Origin of the sequence: Zooshikella sp. RANM57 (assembly GCF_050749885.1) — a bacterium.
GTDB lineage: Bacteria > Pseudomonadota > Gammaproteobacteria > Pseudomonadales > Zooshikellaceae > Zooshikella.
The window spans coordinates 1-14025 of record NZ_JBOIUB010000016.1 but is presented as its reverse complement, the minus strand read 5'-3'; the positions used below and the strand labels follow the sequence as shown (position 1 = coordinate 14025).

The following is a 14025-nucleotide window of genomic DNA, read 5'->3' as shown; positions in this document are numbered from 1 at the left end:
GCGTCAAGTTGAAGTCTATTTGAGAGACGTTATCCGCTGATATCCTCCTGAAGGCATGGCAAAACGGTTGTAGTCATAACCATTTACGATACCTCCCGGAGATTATTATAGACTGATTGTGAAACATACCGTTGTATTTAGAGATTGGGGTGAAACAGCTGTTTTTCAAGAATGTGACGTTTAGGGGGAGTTGGTGCTTAGTAATATGAGATTAGCGGGAGGAAGGGGAGAGATAAGGTGTTTGATAGTGAGAGGGTATATCGATTGTTGAAAAGCGCGTAGGTTGCTAAAATGTTGGTTTTGTTCACAGCGATATCCAAAACGAAGGGTATATAAGTATTCTGAGCTGTTGGCCAAGATAACCTCCATCCTGACTTTAGTGGAACCTGCTTTATGAGTCATTCGCCATTACGTTCTTTTCAAGATAAGTCTCCTATTGTTGCAGATAGCACCTATGTAGATCCGGCTGCCGTTGTCATTGGGGATGTTGTCATTGGCGAAGACTGTTCTATTTGGCCTGCGACAGTTATTCGGGGCGATATGAACTGGATACGTATTGGCGACCGAACCAGTATTCAAGATGGCTCTGTGTTACATATAACGCATGCAAGTTCATACAATCCTGAAGGTTATCCACTACAGATTGGTAATGAGGTGACAGTAGGGCATAAAGCTATTTTGCATGGTTGTACCATTGAAGATCAGGTATTGATCGGTATGGGCGCAACCATTATGGATGGTGCCCATGTTAGTTCTCATGTTGTTGTTGGCGCTGGTAGTGTTGTTCCACCGGGTAAAAAATTAAATAGTGGTTTTTTGTATGTAGGCACCCCTGCACGTCCTATAAGAGAACTGACTGAAATGGAAATGGAATACTTTCGTTATAGTGCAGATAATTACGTTAAATTAAAAAATCAATATTTATCATCGTGATAGCTCATTAGATTGGAAAATAGGAAGTTTGAGGGTCATTTGACCCTCAAATTTTAGAAACAGACGATAACCGGGTATCTGTTTTTACCAGAGCCAACATTGTATACAAATAACACTTGCTGAGACAGTTGCGCTTCGTTTTTCTCAGTTGTAACATTTGTCCACACTTGGAAAGTTACACGATAAGTGCCACGTAATTTATCAAAACCCAGCTTTTTACGGTACTTAAACGCCATCATTTGACAAAATGAGCTAACTACATCTGTACCTGCGGGTAGTAAATTATGAAAGTAGCGAAACTCAGGCATGTTAAGCACTTTCGTCATTTCACTATCACTATTATCGATTATACTCATAAAACTAGCCATATATTTATCGTTACTATCTGCAAACCATACTTCGTTATCATTACTTCCTATCTTGTCTTCTCCATCCCAGTACTCAGGAAGCTGCAGTGAATCAAAGTATTCCCGCAGGGCATCAAAACCTGGATAGGTTTGATCGCTTAGTTTTTTTATGCATGACATACTTATAATTCCTTTTAAAGTAAAAAATAAAGCAAATTTAATGTTAAATAGTAGTTAAAAAATAGCTATCACGTTTAAATTTGTTGTTTTGGCTACATCTGTCATTCAAAATGAGGCTTTTTTAATTTACCTGTATAATTTAAAAGACTGTAGATAAGTGTAACTGAATCGTTATATTGCAGAGCTTCTGCTTATGCAGTTCTTTAACTACGTTAATACTATTACTATTTGGTGAACCTAATTGATAAATATTTATTCTTAGGTTTTCACTTATGCCTAACTTTTATTATACCGGAAGGTTCGATAACTCGTTTTGGTAACTTCGAAGAACTCTTCAATAGTTGGCTGCTATTCATTTCCTGAAATCTCGGCGTTGGAGGAAACGTTATTAGACTAGTCTCTGTATAGAATAACGTCAAAGCTATACAGTATTAAAATTAATTTATAGTAAAGAAACAAAGGTTTAAATAAATGTTTAAGGAATGTTATGCTGATAGCCTATCAATTAAAAGATAGTATCCACTTAAAAATATCAATAAAAAAACCACTTATCAATTTCGTGAATTACTTAATTTAAATAATTATTGATTTTCTATGATTGTATTGTGCAAATAATGGTTATTTACAAGGGTGATTGACTATTTTAGGGGGTGGTTATTGAGTGGAAGGTCGATTTATCGGAAGCATATTGACTGGCTTGGTCGGTTTTACTTTGGATGGTAGTTTGATGAAGATGAGCTGGAGAGAGTACTTGAAGCTATCGAAAATTTAGATTTTATCTTTATAGAAAGGGGGGACTCCCCCTTACACTCTAGTCAAACTGCTTGCTGTGCTTAGATAAATGTTGGAGCATACGCATAGCTAAGTTTTTGTTAAGCTTGTCGCCAAAGTTCATTTTTACGCCATCCATAGGCTTATCACCTGGCATAATTAAAATATTTGATTTTAAGACACTGCCATCAAAGCTAATGGAAACTTGTTTTTCTGCATGTGCTTTAAAAAATTTAAAGTTTTTCTTTTGACCTTCCTCTGTAAATGCGCAGTAAAAACCATATTGGCCTTGCTCATTAATATAGAGAAATAAGCTTTCTATATCATCACGGCTGATTTCGTGCTTTTCACCCGTTTTAGCGATTTCATAAACCAATGGTAAAGGTGCTTTTTCTGCTGCCCAGCTCAAAGCCGAAGACAAACAAAAGAATAGTGCTAATAAGTAATTGTATTTACGCATCTAAGTCCCCTTAAATCTATTTACTTAATGCTTTGTATGTTGTACTCGCATCAAAAGGCTCTTTAAACCCTTTAAGCTTATTCATACTCCTCAACATTAGCTGTAGCATTATGGAAGAAAAGTGTATAAATAGTACCTGCAGTGATAGCGATTGCACCATACTTCATAAGTCGGTGTTTATGTTTCATCCTCTCGATGCCTTCCAAAGAAGCTGTATCTAGCTTTAAACTTGCAATTTGTGGACAATCCAAGATACTTCTCCATCAGACATAATTTCAACTCAGCTAATGTTAGCACTGTCAAGCTAGCAGGGCTGTGAGAAAGGCCGCACGAATACAAAGGGTAACAGAGCTGAATAATGGGGTATTTACACTATACCACTTTTCATATGCCTCTCTCTCCTTTGTTTCTTTTTTTATGAGTATTTCCAAACTCCAAAAAGACATAATAAAAGGATCAAAATATTGACCAATATAGCTATTTTATAGAGTCCTCTATGCTCTAGTTTTGATATAATTGCACCACTAGCAAACGTTTCACCAGTATAAATTGTGAATATCAAGTTGGTTGCAGATAGCACTGCTAAAAGAATGCTTAACCATAGAAGGGTTTCATCATAATTAATTACACCTTCTTGATAGTTGTATATGATTAGTCCCCCTAGAGGAATGCTTACTATAGCTAAAATGTTGCGAATGTTTCGAGTTTTTTTCATAGATAGGCATCACTTATTCAAAGCAATAACTGCAATTGATTTACTAGTTATTGCGGCACCAAGTTTTTGTATCCCTCGGCATCCCAAAAAAATCCAATGACATACTTTTTGAGATTACACTAAATACCTACTAATGCATGCTTACCGCGAGGACACAAAACCGTGCATTTAGGCTATACCTATAATGCACTAGTTAGGTAATGTGTGTGGGTATTTGGCTACTTGAGAGCGTCAACTAATGAGCAAGACGCTAGTCGTGCAAAAAATGAGCTAGAAGAGTTTGCAGCTAGAAACAACTTAACTGTCGCTTACTGGTTTATTGAGAATGAATCAGGGGCAAGCCTCAAAAGGCCAGAGAACAAGGTATTGCAGAGTAAGATAGCTAGCTTATTGAGTGATGGTAAGAGCTATAACTATATAGAAAGCATGTTAGGGTGTTCTAGACATACGATTTCAAAAGTAAAGAAAAGCTTAACATGCTAGCTGTTTAATGCATTTGCTTCAGGCATGCTCACCGAGGGAACACGATGTACTGTTTAAGTTCGGGAAGAAAAAAGGAATTATTAGGGCAACGAATGTTAAAGCTCAAAATTTGATTAGCTCGAATATGCATCGCTAATGCCCCTTGTTGACCCTACAGTAAAACTGGTTAACTTTGAGGCAAAAGTTAACCAGTTTAAAGTATGGCTCTGTGTGCCAGAGTTAGGTTGGTGGGATCTGACTTATGCTCTACTGTACACAATCCAGAATCACAGCCAACAGTGTAATCATTCTTTACAAGATGGGTACATCCAATCGCACCCACTACCGCTAGTATTGCTTGAATCAATTATAGGGTCAGCAGACTCATCACTATAACCCACTGCAGAGCCATTGGTATAATTGGCTAGGTAAGTAAAAAATAATACCTCGTTTTGAACATCACCGTTTAATTGGGTTGACCAGGTATACTCTCTTGCAGCTTCTGTGCTGGCATCATTATTATTGGTTGTATGGCGCCGTGATAGCATACCGTTAAGTTCCCTAAGGGAATAATTTGGAGTTGTTAGGTTATCTTTAGTAGTAAACATGGTTACATTCATGATGGGGTGTGGAAACCCACTGAAGAATTTTTGAATTACTTTAGACTGCCAATCACTGCCTGAACAAGAGCCTTTGCTTTGATTTTCATTAAGATCTGTATAGAAATAGATGTAGCGACTATATTTACCACTAGGAACAGATTCTTGATATAGTTCATCAGCAGCTGAACATAAGGCATCAGCTAAGGGAGTAGATGCGCGGGGACTTTCGAGAGCGATTTGCTGTAATGTATCAAGTGCTTGCTCTGGTGTTACGAAGTCTACTCGCTGCTTAAATCCCTGGCTAGAATCAAACGTAGATACACCAACCAATAACGTTGTATTTTTAACCTTTGCTCTGTCATTGACAAGCTGCAGGTTTTTGACTGCAGAACTAATAGCATCAGCGAATCGAGAGTTACCTGTACTGCTCCGCGTGGCTGACATTGAGCTCGTTTGATCAATAACAATTTCTATAAAATTTGTTGAATTTTCTGCAACGGCCGCAGAAGCATAAGCAGTGCCTAATGATAGAAATGTGAGGGCTAACTTTTTATAAGTATTCATCTTAATAGTCCTTTTAATGAGCGGCAAACAGTTACCAGCTAATATTTCCTTTTTTAATACAGGCAATTTATTGATTTCTGAAGCATCATTTATCAGTAGAAAGCCTAACAAAAGCGAGAATCATTATCGCATAACATATATAAAAATACATGTGATGTCGTGTATTGAAATTAATTTTTTTGTATTTAATTGTATTAATGGTTTGATTGAATTCTAGAAATTTTCACCAAAAGTTGCTTAACATACTGATTTAAAGTAGAGCTAAAGTGTAAACTTAACATCTGTTACCCAGTCATTGAGCCTACCTATGAATCTCTAGAAAGAGCTGCTTAAATTTACTCTTGAAACTCCAAAGTGTCGAGCTACCTCAGACTAAGTGATTTTAGGGTCTTTAAGCATTGCTTTAGATAAATTCTCAAAATTGCTCTCATAAACCATGTATCAAATGGTCTACAGACTTATGACAGGTAGAAGCCACCTATCCACACAACCGGTGGATAGTTTTGTGGGTGGTTGGTAAAGGTCACTTTTCTGCTGAGGGATATTGATGATTAAGATGGTTAAGTAAAAGAAGGTTGACTTGTTATCGAAAAACGATAATATATTGCCGCTAATCGATAATTTATAGGTGGGCATGTGGTGACTTTACATGTTACGGACATGCTACAGTGGTTGTTGATAACAGTCCTAAAGAGATGAAGCATGAGCGCGTTAACTAAAATACGTCTAACAAGCTTAGCGGCCATAATAGGCTTAATAAGTCTTGTTCTTTATAATTTATTTTTGCTAGTGAGTGGACAAAGTTATTCACTCGGTAATGATGTAAATAATGAGATTCATCAAGGTGTTTTTAGCTTTGTTTTTATTGAATTTGTATATCAAGTAATTATTGTTGGGTTATTCGTAGGCTTTTTTTATCAGTTTTATAGGGGAAATATTTTTACCGATAAAAACCTGAGATTTTTATGTGCAATAGGAGTTATTTTTCTTCTATATCCTATTTATCATTTCCTGGGTGATCAACTGTTAGACTTACTTTATACTCGCACAACGCCTAAAACTACATTTACTTTACACTTGAGTTTGATGCTATTACCTGGGTCTTATAAAGAGCATATGGTTGTTGGTATTATCATACTACCTATCGTATATATTTTAGCTCTTGGTCGTTCAATAAAGTCAGAATTGGAAGACTACGTTTAACAAGGAGCTGAATATATGCCGATTGAATGCCACATCAATGTTTTATTAGCTAAGAAAAAGTTAAAGTCTAAGGATGTTGCGGAACAAATTGGTATTACACCTCAAAATTTCTCAGTTTTGGTTAATAATCGAGCAAAAGGTATTAAGTTTTCTACATTAGCAGCTTTATGTGAAATACTCGAATGTACACCAGGAGATATTTTGCAATATATACCATCCAGTTATGATGAAAAATAAATTCTTATCTTAATTTTTAACATAGTAGTAAAAATCTATTATTAAAAATAAATTTTCTGATGTTAATAGTTTTTTTCTGTTAAAAAAGGACCCAAAGGGCCTATCAATTGATATTATGCTTTAATGGTAATCCATGGATTAACTACAGTAATTGACCCACAAATAATCAATCATAGTCTTCAAATAGCATTTGACCTCGATGGTAGAGGTTAATAATTTTTATAGTTACGTCCGGGCCGGGCAAAACCTGGAGAGTCAGCCTGCCTCCTTGACCACTTTGCGGCAGGAAAAAGTGGAAGTGCAAAATGCATTGGCTATTTTGTTTGATCAGGCACCAGAAAATACGATGTCTGACCCGCAAATCTTACCCGTCATGCAGATGCCAGCTTTACCTGTGGCCACGCCAGCGGCGTTACTGGCACGCAGACCAGACATGCAGGCGGCGGAAATGCGTTTACGTAGTGCCTTGGCGGATACAGACCATACCCGCGCCAGTTATTATCCCAGCTTCAGCTTGACCGGGTCTATGGCGACAGGTGATTCAGTGTTGGCGAATATATTGCGCAATCCGGTTGCCACTTTGGGAGCGGGCTTAAGTCTACCTTTTTTGCAGTGGCGGCAGATGCAGTTGAGTATCCAGGTGTCCGAGGCTGCTTATGAGCAGGCGGTGATTGAATTCAGACAGAAGCTGTATTCGGCGTTGGCTGAGGTGGAAAACAAACTTTCCGCCAGAGCGCAGTTGATGGCTCAGGAAGAAGCATTGCGTAAGTCTTTCTCGTTGGCATCTGAGGCTGAGCGCTTGTCAGAAGTACGTTATCGGTCTGGGACTACTGACGTGAAGCTATGGTTGGATCAACAAGAAATACGACGTAAGGCCCAGTTGCAACTCACTGAAAATCGTCTAGCCCAGTTGCAAAATATGATGGCTCTGTACCAGGCTTTGGGCGGGGGCTTTGCTGAACGTTTGGATTAGCCTGGGGCCTGGGTAGTAAAGCAGCTGGTAGGGTACAGAAAAATGATGTTTTACAAAGTACAATTATAGGTAGGTTATATCTCTAAGGCCTCTAAGATGTGGAATCAATGAATAAAATAAATAACGTACAGGTTGCTGAAAAGTTTGAGTCATATCCTCCTGATATCCGAAAAAAGCTCCTTGAGCTGAGAACATTAATTCTAGATACTGCATATGAAATAAATCAAACTATCACTGTTGAAGAAAGCCTTAAATGGGGCGAGCCTAGTTTTGTGGTAAAAGGTGGTAGTACGATTAGAATTGATTGGAAGAAAAAAAATCCAGAATACTATGCAGTCTACTTCAATTGTAAGACAAGTTTAGTAAGTACTTTTAGAGTACTATATCGAGACATATTTCATTTTGATGGTAACCGAGCGATTATGCTTAATATCAATGATTCAGTTCCAGCTGATGCTTTAAAACATTGTATCTCGATGGCTTTAAGATATCACCATATAAAGCATTTGCCTATGCTTGATGGATAGTTAACATTACACGACGTTCTTTTTTATAAGCGAATCAATTATTTTTAAAAGGTGTACTTTTAGAAGAGGTTTGGGCAAAAAGCCCTGAGCGCCTACAGCATGCACTTTACTACTACAGTCCAGTGTTACACGATTGGAATGAATAATAATTTTGGCCATTGACCCTTCAGATCTTAGCTTTGTTACGGTATCAAACCCATCCACATTATCCTCACCAAGATCAATATCCATGATAATGATATGGAAATTATATTGTTTATCAAGAGTGACGGATTCTTGGCATGATGCGGCAAAACACAGTTCTATTTTATTTGCGAGTAATGAGTTTTCAGAAAAATGTTTGCGAATTATATTTCGGTAAAGTGGTTCATCATCAGTAACAAGGATTTTTATTTTATTATTGATTGGGGAATTAATGATTTTTTGTTCAAGTGAATACTCCTCACTGCTGTTTTCTCTATTATGCCTATAGGCGCTGGAAGTATGTCTGGTTTGTCTTATTTCGTAGGCTGAGGCTGGTAGATTATGTTTAGCATCAAGTTCATTATTTTCACCAATAGGTAGTGTGAAGATAAACTCTGTACCAATTTCCTGGCTTGATTTACAAACGATGCTCCCGTCATGATCCTCAACAATTTTTTTGGCAATGGCCAAGCCCAAACCCGTACCTCCTTTCTTACCTTTTGTAAAAAAAGCATCAAAAAGGCGAAGGCGGTCTTCATCTGGAATATAACTGTTATTATTGCCAATAGTAATTTTAATAAAGTTATTAATCTGCTCTGAATAAAACCATAGTTTTCCTTCATTATTCATGGCTTGTATAGCATTGCCAATAATATTGGAAAACATCCGGTGTACTTTTAATGTATCAATTTTTAATTTATTGGTGTGGTAAAGTTGATAAAAAATGGCTATATTAGCTTGTTCGTTATACCTTAAATTTTCGATAAGCGCATTTTCGATAAGTGCTCTCAGATTTGATTCTTCTGTACTTAAACTTGAGTCTGTTCCAACTTCCATAACATCTTGAATCATACCATTAACAGAAGCTATTGCTCTTCTGATGTCTGGGATGGCTTTATTGGCTATTTCTTTTGCTTGCCAAGGATCTTCAAGGGTATCGATTACATCCAAAGTGCCTTGTAACATTGAGAAAGGTTTACGAATGTCATGTGCTAAGATTTGGCTGGTTCTTGCAACCGCTCTATATTGAGCTGTTTTAACGACTTCTTTTTGATATTCAAGCATTCTGCGTATTAATATTTCACTGCCTTCATACAGAATACTGACTTCTTTGATAATTTTCCTGAACCAACTATTTGGTAGGTTGGGTATTATTGTGTGGTCAGAAATCGTTGATAGGTCTGAGTGAGTAAATACAGCAGAAAGCTTATTAATGGGGTTAAATGATAAGCAAGAAACGACGATCAGAAAGAATGTACTTATAGTAATGCTGAAAAATAAAGAGTTTCGAATAGTGCTGCTGTATTCAGCATAAATATCTTTGACAATATCAGTTGAAAACCCTACAGAAATTGTTGCAGCAGTCGTTTCTGGTGACGGGGTGATTTCGTTAAAAAAAATACTGCTGGTGATTACCATGCTGTTTGACTGAAGACTTTTACTGAGATTACAGAGTTTCCTTCCATCAGTTGATAGAATATTAATTTTAGTTATAGAGTCATCGTAAAGTAAAAAAGCATGGCACTTTTGGTTAACGCCTTCTTCATTACCAGAAAGAACATCATTTCTAATATTATTAGCAAAGAAGTCAAGTGCGTTCTTATTTCTTGTTTTTAGCGTCGATTCCACTGCGGTCTCTAACCGAGGTTGCCCCCAGTTAAGAAAAAGTAGAAAAGAGGTGATATTAACAAGAGATACCATAATAGAAATAAAAATATAGAATGGTATCTTCTTGTGTTTGTTCCTTTCTTTATTTGTCATGTGATATTTTCCAGATTTCAGCAACAAATCTGAATTCACTATTTGGAAGTTTTATATCCTTTGCATGAATAATGGGTACGTAAAACCTAAATAGAGGAATTGAGCCCCAGCTATCTTCATATTTTGAGATAACTGAGTCATAGGCTTCAGTTCGATCTATACTTGATTTGAAAGGCCTTTTACCATCAATTTCATCGGATATCCACTTAGTATTGAAAACACCATAGTGTAAGGGAGACTCTTCGGAAATTGAGTTTAGAAATCCTTCTGGGTCAGAAAATCCAGCCATAAATCGACCACCGATAATATCATAATCAGGATTTTTAAGGTAATGCATCAGTTCTTGATCGTTACATAACACTAGCTCAACGTTTAATCCCAGGCTTTCAAGCTCATACTTAAGAGAAGATACAAACTCACTGGAAAAGGCTCTTTTCATTAATACAATTTTTATAGTTTTACCTTTTAGTCTATTTCCCCATTTCTGCAGAAGTAAGGACTTATCTATGGCGTTAAATTTGTGCGAGTTATAGTAGTTATATGAAAGAACACCTCTTGGTAGGAAGTAGGGGCTGAACTTAGTCAGCATATTACTATGCTTTTTAGCCTCACTTTGGATAAAACGACCAAAATCTTCTCGAAACGTACTATCAGTAAAGAGAGGCTGCGTTGTATTGTAATACATATGTGATGTAGCTAAGCTGTTAACTTTGCTAATTCTTAATCCATTACTTAAGCTTTCATCCAGTACATCACTTACAGAAAATCCTAACATAAGCTGAATTTTATTGTTTTTGAGTAAAGAATATGTTTCTGAAAAATTATTACTTTGTAGTACAAGAATCTTATTTTTTCTCTTGCTATCCCTGTGGGTTAACTCCCAGCCAGTTAAATTTGTTTCTTCATCTGTATAAGCTTTTGGAATCATTGGGCCAGAAAATACTAACTTGCCATTGACATTTTTGTATACTGAAAAATTACCCATAGCTAACACCTTTAAGAAAGGTGGGAAAGGATTATCCAAATTAACTTGTAGTGTATTTTTATCAATTATTTTTAAGTTACTTAAAATGTTATCTTCAAATGTTGGGGTGGCTCCGAATGCTTCCTTGAGATACCGTTTGACAATTGATTTTGTATCTGGGTAAAAATGTTGAGATATACTCAGAGCAACGTCTCTTGCTGTAATAGGTGTTCCGTTATGAAAGGTAGCATTCTTATCAAGATAAAAAGTATATTTTGTACCATTTTCTATGTGCCATCTAGTAGCCAGGTCACCTTGAAAACCACCTTTTTCATCAATACGGATGAGTGACTGACTTACTGCTTGTACAATGAGTAAATGTTCGACTAGCCAGCAATGGGTTGGATTTAGCGATTGAGGAAGTTGATAAAAAACCATTTTCATTGGAGAGTACATGCCTTGTGTGCTTTTAGATTCGTTTGGTGAAGTATACGGGGATGCATAGCTTTTTATTGTAAGCAAACATATTATTATGAATCGTCCAATATTCATTTTTATAGACTTTGTTTAATATGTATTAATGATTTTCTACTGTAATCTACCTTAACGGTGTAAATTACTGTTAGCGTGTTTTTGAAACGTATCTAATATGCTTGGATATAACTGGTAAGTTGATTTTCGGGCATTAAAACTCGTTTTTTTCAAAGTACTTATCTCATTTCATGGAAAGGTGTACTTTTTGTCATGAGCTTTTTACGTGCTCCTTTACATCATATAAGTATCTCACTATTTTTAGAGGTGCCCTAAAGTGATTTTCAAGATGAGGTAGTAGAAAGATAAGTGCTAACTTATTTTTAGAAATATGGTCTAAGTCTATGACCTGATATTGTCCCTGAAAACCAGTCATTTTAGATCGATATGAATACTGTTACCAATAGCCAGACGCTAGCGGTCGTGTTAAATTAGATGATAATGCGTGAAACTAAAAAACTTTACACGACTATATTTTGTTTTTTATACTGTGTCAATTAAAGTCAGTTGTCGTAGAAAAACTTTTGCTATGTCTATCTGTAAATTGGCAAGAATGCTGATAATAGGGTTGTGTATTATGAGTCAAGGATGCATTGAACAAGGTGTTAAAAGTAGTAAGGATACGAGCCAAAGTAACAAACCGCTGTTTAACCATCCAGAACTATTTACCCATACTCGATCAGCCACTCAAAATAAGATTTTACGTGCTGAAAACCAGCCGATTCGACCAGAAGCGATTCCTTTTGATCTTGTGGATAAGATGAAACGTATTTTAGAAGAGTCTGGTGGTATTGGCATAGCCGCCCCCCAAATTGGTATCAATAAGCAAGCCATCATTATTGTCAGGACGGATAAACCTGATAGCCCTATGCAGGCTTACTTTAACCCAAGATTGACTTGGGTAAGCAAAACATTAAGTAAGGATTATGAAGGTTGTTTGTCTGTACCTGATGGTGTGGGACTGGTTGAAAGACCATCAGATATTACCGTTCGTTACCTGAATGAGCTTGGTGAAGAGCACGAAGAAACGCTTTCAGGTATAATGGCAAGGGTTTTTCAGCATGAGATAGATCATCTTAACGGTATATTGTTTATCGACAAGAAGTTAGACCAGCCTTTATTATCTGTAGAAGAGTATTTGAAAATGAAGGCAGAGCAAAAATAATAATACAGTTTGTGTTGTATATATAAACCACTACGTAGTTTTTACGTAGTGGGTTCAGTGCTGTTTATAAGGATGTGTATTGGGAAGTCCTTCCCAACAACCTCTTTTATCCAAGGTATCTCTTCAAGTTCAGACGCTAGACTACCGGTGGATAAATACAAGTCAGTATATCCCTGATGGAACAAAGCCTTCGCAATTTCAAACCCATCTTTTGTACTGTTGGGTAATTGTATATCAATAAAGATCGGTGTTGCTTTATCTACATTAGGCAGTGTTTTCTCTAGTTCTTGATATGTATTAAGAAATAGACCTTTTAAACCATGCTTTTCAGCTTTTACTTCCCATAATGTTCTTATAATGAATTCGTCTTCTACCTGGATAAAATCAGGATATGCTTGTTGTATATCATGCTTAAGAGGCTCATGCTGATGTTTTGCCTTTGAGCTGGAATGTGTTGTTTCTTTCTGAGCGTTACTAACCGTTTTACCTGAAACCTCATCCAAGCCATATTGATTGTCTTTTGATTTAGCGGCATGTCGTTTACGGCGAGCGGGTGATAACAGGAAAAACTGCTGTAATCGGGCTAGCACCTTTTGTATATTAACTGAACTAAACATAACATGGATTTTTGAATACTGGTGATGTTATTGAATTTGATTTTGCCTTATTCACTGCTGTTTTACTATCTATTCATTTCAAGCAGTGTTTGTTAGAAAAAAAGCTAACAAATTTATCAAATAAAATGTTTAGGTTTGTATCTGTATGTAACTTTTATAAATTTGTTAGACCCATTGTTCAATGTTTATCAAGTAAATCTTTCATAAAATGAAGGTTTGTCTACGTTAATCTACTTTCATTAGTGAGTGATCTTAAGCTTACTAGAGACTTCTAACAATAATGCTTTACACTAGGGACGCATTTTTAGAGGTGTCAACTATTCGAAGAGAAGTAGTAGAACTTCACCTAATACCCTTATTCACAAAGTGTCTCCTATGGAAAAACAGCTGAAGAAAGTATCAAAATATTTAAGTTTTTTATTACGTCATAAACCTGACTCGATTGGTCTCATCCTTGATGAGCAAGGCTGGGCTTCTATTGACACGTTAATTGAACTGACTACTGACGTTGAGTTAAACCGAGAAATTATAGAGGTTGTTGTTGAAACCAATGATAAGCAGCGTTTTAGTATTAGCGATGATGGTACTAAAATCAGAGCAAATCAAGGACATTCAATTGCTATAGACTTAAAATTAGCGCCTATTGAGCCTCCTGCATGTTTGTATCATGGAACAGCTACTCGATTTTTAGCGAGTATTATGGACAATACTGTAGACACTTTTACCCAGCCATAGCCCCATAGTCGCTCAGCTGTTCATACACTTGAGCGACTTTTTGAATGCTTAAGCTTAACCCTAACTTGTCAAAAAGTTTTCTCATTAAATGTTGA

The 14025-nt window shown here is 36.5% G+C and carries 16 protein-coding genes; 8 read left to right on the top strand and 8 right to left on the bottom strand.

Annotated features, from left to right (window positions below; all coding sequences use genetic code 11):
• The first annotated feature begins 393 nt into the window (after nucleotides 1–393).
• Complete coding sequence (locus tag ACQ96U_RS23310; RefSeq protein ID WP_431723677.1) at nucleotides 394–933, top strand: gamma carbonic anhydrase family protein; 540 nt, start codon at nucleotides 394–396, stop codon at nucleotides 931–933.
• 53 nt (nucleotides 934–986) lie between these two features.
• On the opposite strand, the gene ACQ96U_RS23305 is transcribed toward ACQ96U_RS23310, so the two are convergent.
• From ACQ96U_RS23305 to ACQ96U_RS23290, 4 genes are all read right to left on the bottom strand, one after another.
• A complete protein-coding gene (locus tag ACQ96U_RS23305) occupies nucleotides 987–1460 on the bottom strand; it encodes a hypothetical protein (protein WP_431723676.1) in 474 nt (157 codons plus the stop codon).
• Between the two features lie 811 nt (nucleotides 1461–2271).
• Nucleotides 2272–2691, bottom strand: coding sequence for a hypothetical protein (locus ACQ96U_RS23300; protein WP_431723675.1), 420 nt, complete (start codon nucleotides 2689–2691; stop codon nucleotides 2272–2274).
• A 77-nt stretch (nucleotides 2692–2768) separates the two neighbouring features.
• The gene (locus ACQ96U_RS23295; protein WP_431723674.1) at nucleotides 2769–2942 is read right to left on the bottom strand and encodes a hypothetical protein; all 174 of its coding nucleotides are present in this window, start codon (nucleotides 2940–2942) and stop codon (nucleotides 2769–2771) included.
• Between the two features lie 164 nt (nucleotides 2943–3106).
• Complete coding sequence (locus ACQ96U_RS23290) at nucleotides 3107–3406, bottom strand: hypothetical protein (protein ID WP_431723673.1); 300 nt, start codon at nucleotides 3404–3406, stop codon at nucleotides 3107–3109.
• A gap of 204 nt (nucleotides 3407–3610) precedes the next feature.
• Between ACQ96U_RS23290 and ACQ96U_RS23285 the strand changes: the two genes are divergently transcribed.
• On the top strand, nucleotides 3611–3889 hold the full coding sequence (locus ACQ96U_RS23285; protein ID WP_431723672.1) for a recombinase family protein: 279 nt from the start codon (nucleotides 3611–3613) through the stop codon (nucleotides 3887–3889).
• Between the two features lie 284 nt (nucleotides 3890–4173).
• Here ACQ96U_RS23285 and ACQ96U_RS23280 read toward each other — a convergent pair whose 3' ends face one another.
• Nucleotides 4174–5034, bottom strand: a complete 861-nt coding sequence (locus tag ACQ96U_RS23280) for a hypothetical protein (protein ID WP_431723671.1) — start codon at nucleotides 5032–5034, stop codon at nucleotides 4174–4176.
• Nucleotides 5035–5736: 702 nt separating this feature from the next.
• On the opposite strand from ACQ96U_RS23280, the gene ACQ96U_RS23275 reads away from it, so the two are divergent.
• From ACQ96U_RS23275 to ACQ96U_RS23260, 4 genes are all read left to right on the top strand, one after another.
• The gene (locus tag ACQ96U_RS23275; protein WP_431723670.1) at nucleotides 5737–6237 is read left to right on the top strand and encodes a hypothetical protein; all 501 of its coding nucleotides are present in this window, start codon (nucleotides 5737–5739) and stop codon (nucleotides 6235–6237) included.
• A gap of 15 nt (nucleotides 6238–6252) precedes the next feature.
• Entirely contained in the window at nucleotides 6253–6474 is a 222-nt protein-coding gene (locus ACQ96U_RS23270) for a helix-turn-helix domain-containing protein (protein ID WP_431723669.1), read from the top strand.
• A gap of 199 nt (nucleotides 6475–6673) precedes the next feature.
• Nucleotides 6674–7447 (top strand): TolC family protein, encoded by a 774-nt coding sequence (locus tag ACQ96U_RS23265; protein ID WP_431723668.1) that lies wholly within the window; start codon nucleotides 6674–6676, stop codon nucleotides 7445–7447.
• A gap of 107 nt (nucleotides 7448–7554) precedes the next feature.
• Nucleotides 7555–7974, top strand: coding sequence for a DUF1801 domain-containing protein (locus ACQ96U_RS23260; RefSeq protein ID WP_431723667.1), 420 nt, complete (start codon nucleotides 7555–7557; stop codon nucleotides 7972–7974).
• Nucleotides 7975–7980: 6 nt separating this feature from the next.
• Here the strand turns inward: ACQ96U_RS23260 and ACQ96U_RS23255 are convergent, their stop codons facing one another.
• Nucleotides 7981–9918, bottom strand: a complete 1938-nt coding sequence (locus ACQ96U_RS23255; RefSeq protein ID WP_431723666.1) for an ATP-binding response regulator — start codon at nucleotides 9916–9918, stop codon at nucleotides 7981–7983.
• Complete coding sequence (locus ACQ96U_RS23250; RefSeq protein ID WP_431723665.1) at nucleotides 9908–11326, bottom strand: ABC transporter substrate-binding protein; 1419 nt, start codon at nucleotides 11324–11326, stop codon at nucleotides 9908–9910. Before ACQ96U_RS23250 ends, ACQ96U_RS23255 begins: the two co-directional genes overlap by 11 nt.
• Nucleotides 11327–11990: 664 nt before the next feature.
• Between ACQ96U_RS23250 and def the strand changes: the two genes are divergently transcribed.
• Entirely contained in the window at nucleotides 11991–12578 is a 588-nt protein-coding gene (def, locus tag ACQ96U_RS23245; protein WP_431723664.1) for a peptide deformylase, read from the top strand.
• A 41-nt stretch (nucleotides 12579–12619) separates the two neighbouring features.
• On the opposite strand, the gene ACQ96U_RS23240 is transcribed toward def, so the two are convergent.
• Nucleotides 12620–13195 carry a hypothetical protein gene (locus ACQ96U_RS23240; RefSeq protein WP_431723663.1) on the bottom strand — a complete coding sequence of 192 codons (576 nt, stop codon included), beginning with the start codon at nucleotides 13193–13195 and terminating at the stop codon, nucleotides 12620–12622.
• Between the two features lie 375 nt (nucleotides 13196–13570).
• Between ACQ96U_RS23240 and ACQ96U_RS23235 the strand changes: the two genes are divergently transcribed.
• Nucleotides 13571–13930 (top strand): RNA 2'-phosphotransferase, encoded by a 360-nt coding sequence (locus tag ACQ96U_RS23235; RefSeq protein WP_431723662.1) that lies wholly within the window; start codon nucleotides 13571–13573, stop codon nucleotides 13928–13930.
• Nucleotides 13931–14025: the final 95 nt, after the last annotated feature.

Excerpts from the sequence above, each read along its gene's own strand:
- ACQ96U_RS23310 (WP_431723677.1), top strand. The coding sequence starts at position 394 with ATGAGTCATTCGCCATTACGTTCTTTTCAAGATAAGTCTCCTATTGTT.
- ACQ96U_RS23305 (WP_431723676.1), bottom strand. The coding sequence starts at position 1,460 with ATGTCATGCATAAAAAAACTAAGCGATCAAACCTATCCAGGTTTTGAT.
- ACQ96U_RS23300 (WP_431723675.1), bottom strand. The coding sequence starts at position 2,691 with ATGCGTAAATACAATTACTTATTAGCACTATTCTTTTGTTTGTCTTCG.
- ACQ96U_RS23290 (WP_431723673.1), bottom strand. The coding sequence starts at position 3,406 with ATGAAAAAAACTCGAAACATTCGCAACATTTTAGCTATAGTAAGCATT.
- ACQ96U_RS23280 (WP_431723671.1), bottom strand. The coding sequence starts at position 5,034 with ATGAATACTTATAAAAAGTTAGCCCTCACATTTCTATCATTAGGCACT.
- ACQ96U_RS23275 (WP_431723670.1), top strand. The coding sequence starts at position 5,737 with ATGAGCGCGTTAACTAAAATACGTCTAACAAGCTTAGCGGCCATAATA.
- ACQ96U_RS23270 (WP_431723669.1), top strand. The coding sequence starts at position 6,253 with ATGCCGATTGAATGCCACATCAATGTTTTATTAGCTAAGAAAAAGTTA.
- ACQ96U_RS23265 (WP_431723668.1), top strand. The coding sequence starts at position 6,674 with ATGGTAGAGGTTAATAATTTTTATAGTTACGTCCGGGCCGGGCAAAAC.
- ACQ96U_RS23260 (WP_431723667.1), top strand. The coding sequence starts at position 7,555 with ATGAATAAAATAAATAACGTACAGGTTGCTGAAAAGTTTGAGTCATAT.
- ACQ96U_RS23255 (WP_431723666.1), bottom strand. The coding sequence starts at position 9,918 with ATGACAAATAAAGAAAGGAACAAACACAAGAAGATACCATTCTATATT.
- ACQ96U_RS23250 (WP_431723665.1), bottom strand. The coding sequence starts at position 11,326 with ATGAAAATGGTTTTTTATCAACTTCCTCAATCGCTAAATCCAACCCAT.
- def (WP_431723664.1), top strand. The coding sequence starts at position 11,991 with ATGAGTCAAGGATGCATTGAACAAGGTGTTAAAAGTAGTAAGGATACG.
- ACQ96U_RS23240 (WP_431723663.1), bottom strand. The coding sequence starts at position 13,195 with ATGTTTAGTTCAGTTAATATACAAAAGGTGCTAGCCCGATTACAGCAG.
- ACQ96U_RS23235 (WP_431723662.1), top strand. The coding sequence starts at position 13,571 with ATGGAAAAACAGCTGAAGAAAGTATCAAAATATTTAAGTTTTTTATTA.